At 32.4% G+C, this 2,989-nt stretch carries 4 protein-coding genes and 1 pseudogene; all 5 read left to right on the forward strand.

The genetic code is table 11. From position 1 onward, the window contains the following. A partial coding sequence (locus NYG92_RS08970; protein ID WP_289234191.1) for a hypothetical protein occupies positions 1-873 on the forward strand: 873 nt, incomplete at its 5' end. Between the two features lie 100 nt (positions 874-973). Beyond that, a complete protein-coding gene (locus NYG92_RS08975; RefSeq protein ID WP_289234192.1) occupies positions 974-1,540 on the forward strand; it encodes an LPD3 domain-containing protein in 567 nt (188 codons plus the stop codon). Between the two features lie 206 nt (positions 1,541-1,746). Then, on the forward strand, positions 1,747-2,286 hold the full coding sequence (locus NYG92_RS08980) for a Panacea domain-containing protein (RefSeq protein ID WP_289234193.1): 540 nt from the start codon (positions 1,747-1,749) through the stop codon (positions 2,284-2,286). Next, the gene (locus NYG92_RS08985; protein WP_289234194.1) at positions 2,276-2,533 is read left to right on the forward strand and encodes a hypothetical protein; all 258 of its coding nucleotides are present in this window, start codon (positions 2,276-2,278) and stop codon (positions 2,531-2,533) included. Before NYG92_RS08980 ends, NYG92_RS08985 begins: the two co-directional genes overlap by 11 nt. 115 nt (positions 2,534-2,648) lie before the next feature. Beyond that, positions 2,649-2,989: pseudogene (locus NYG92_RS08990) on the forward strand (hypothetical protein); the annotation flags it as partial.

A 2,989-nucleotide genomic window follows, 5' to 3' on the forward strand; every position in this document is an offset into this window, starting at 1 on the left:
TCTAACCCTCACATAGGAGCGGGGTTAGTAGGCGGGGTGCTAAACGGCGTAGAGCAAGATGAGGAGGGGAATTTAAGCTTTGACCCTGCGAAATTTGCGGCGGGCTTTTTAGGCGCAAGTTTAGGGAGCAAGGCTGTGAGGGTGGGCTTTAAGCATTTAGAAAAAAACCCTGCCTTAAAAGACAAAATCATCACAGAACTAGCCGATACCCTAGCACAAGGCTTTGAAAAAGCTAGGGAGAAATATCCGCTTTTAAGTATGCTAGAACCACGCTATATAATCCAAAATGAAAGAGGCAGAAAGATACAGGCAAAGGTTATGTTAAAAAATTTGCTAAAATTAGCAGAAAAAGAAAGTCAAAAAATGAAATTAAAAGCCCACAAAACGCTTAAAAAATACAATGTGGATAATTTGGAAATAGCTAAAGAGCAAGAATATAGGGATTTTATAGCTAATGTATGGGATAAAAACAACTATGAAAAAGCACCAAATATCTTAAAAATAGCAAAATTAGCACCAAAACTAAAAAAGGCTTTAGGGCTAGAATTTGACGAAGTGTTTTTAACTAAAAAGGATTTAAGCCATTTTAGAACCGCAAGAAAGGCGAACTATAATCAAGCTTTAAGCGAAGCAGAAATGCTAGAAATTCCAAGTGTTATAACTCACGCAAAAAATGCTTATATCGATACTAGACATAAGAATTTTTTCATAGTATTTGCAGATAAAAAGGATAATGCAAAAATAAATTTTATACATTTTAACGCTGATGAGCTAGGAAATTATATCATCACTACAAAAAAGGCTGATAAGAAAGTTTTAAATGATAAGCATTATAAGCAAGTAGGGAGCGGAATCGAACCGCACATACCATAAGCCTTAAGGCTTATGCCTCTTCCACTGAGTGCATCGCCCACTTGCTTTAAATAATACTAAGCAAAAAAGACTTAAAAATTTATAAAATTTAAAGGGAAAAATGAAATTTGAAGTTTTATTTTTGATGAGGGCAATGCGCCCGCACAAAACTATGGACACGCCTTTGAGTGAAACCATAGCTGAAACGACAATACAAGGCAAAGCGTTGAGTAAGGAGCTTAAAAGCGAAATGCTGGATTTAAAAATTTCAAAGGAAAAAGATTTTTTCAAAAATTTAAGAAATGAGGCGAAAAATACTCTTAAAAATCTTAAAGGCAAAATCGTAGAAAATGAAAACAATGGCTTAAAAGCGTCCATTTCAAGTGAGGGGATTAATAAAATGATAAGCGTTAAGGCTGTGGATAAGTCGATTAAAAATGGCTATACAAAAGAGGAGCATTTTAAAGCTGTGGAAAATGTGCTTAATCTCTTTAAAATAAGTCAATTTGTGCGAAGTGAAAAGGCAAATAATGGGAGCGTGGATATTATAAACTATCATAAATTTAACGCGGATTTTAGTATAAATAAAAAGCCCTCACGCGCTAAAATCACAATAAAAGAGAGTTATGAGGGAGGGAATAAAATTTATAGCTTAGAATTGTTAGAACTACAAAAGGCTAGTAAATAATCGAATGCTACCCAAAGTCGTTACTAGCCTTAAATTTATCAATAATTTAACGCGGGGGGATAGCAAAAACCCCTTTTTGATAAACAAGAAATTATACATTTTCAAGCTTGAAAAAGAGCTTTATTAAAGTATGCAAATAGAAATTTAAGCAAGATTAAAGAGATGATAAGCATAAAAAAATATAATAAAAATATAGGAGAGTTAAGATGACTAAGCTTGAAAAAATTATTAATTACATCATTTATTCTTTTAGGGACGAGCCTTTGAAATTAGGGAAATTGAAACTTGCTAAAATTTTGTGGTTTAGTGATAGGGCTTTTATGTATAAATATAGTGAAGCTTTAACGGGCTTAGAATATATTAAAATGCAATATGGTCCGCTGCCAAAAAAATACGAAAAAACATTAAAAGAGCTTGAAATAAAAGGAGTTATACATATTTATCAATCAAATGCTTATGGCAATGATGATAAAAAGCAAATTTGCTTTCATAGCCTTGTAGAACCAAATATGAGCGATTTTAAAGCAAAAGAAATTCAAATCATAGATGAAGTTATGGCAAGGCTAAAGGACGAAAGGGCGGTTGATTTATCAAAACAGACGCACGATAAGCTATGGGAGAGTGTGAATATCGGGGAAATAATGCCTATTGAAGCGGTATTTTGGAACGATATAGAGCCAGTCAATGAAGAGGATATAAAATGGGCGAAAGCTGTGTTAAAGACTAAGGGATTTTATGCAGATTAAAAATGCGGAGGATTTATTTAGGCTTTATGATTTTGAGGGGGATTTAAGACTTAAAATTAGGCAGTATTTAAATGCGGATATTAAATTATTGCCAAAAATTAACGCCTTATGTTTAGGTGCTGAAAAATTTAAATCCCAAGCGATACTTATATGCAAGGATACTTACCTTTTAAAAATGGGAAAAATGTCTATTGTTTATAAAAATTTTAAAGATAAAATAAAGATTATTGAAATACATATTTTTTAAATACGCTTTCTTTTTAACCCTTTTTTTTGCAAGATAAAGAATAATAAACTAAGTTGAATGCAATTAAAAGGCAAAAAGATGAAAAAACTAAGATTAAGAAAGCTTGAAAAAATCAATGAGTGATAAACAAAATGAAGCCTTAAGAGAACTAGCGCTTAGAGAATTAGCAAGGCGTGATTTAAAGACCTTTTTAAAGCTAAAATGGGCTAGGTTTAATCAAATGCCTTTTTTGGATAATTGGCATTTTGATTATTTATGTCAAGTTTTACAAAGCACGATGCCACAATTTAGCGACAACAAACCTCTTAAACGCCTTATGCTAAATATGCCTCCCTCTTATGGTAAAACTGAAACCATAGCAAGAAGCTTTATAGCGTGGGCTTTGGGTAATGATAGAAAACGCAAATTTATCTACATCTCTTATAGTGATGAATTATGTAAAAAAATATGTAATCA

Source organism: Campylobacter felis (assembly GCF_030250085.1).
In the GTDB taxonomy this organism is placed as follows: Bacteria; Campylobacterota; Campylobacteria; order Campylobacterales; family Campylobacteraceae; genus Campylobacter_D; species Campylobacter_D upsaliensis.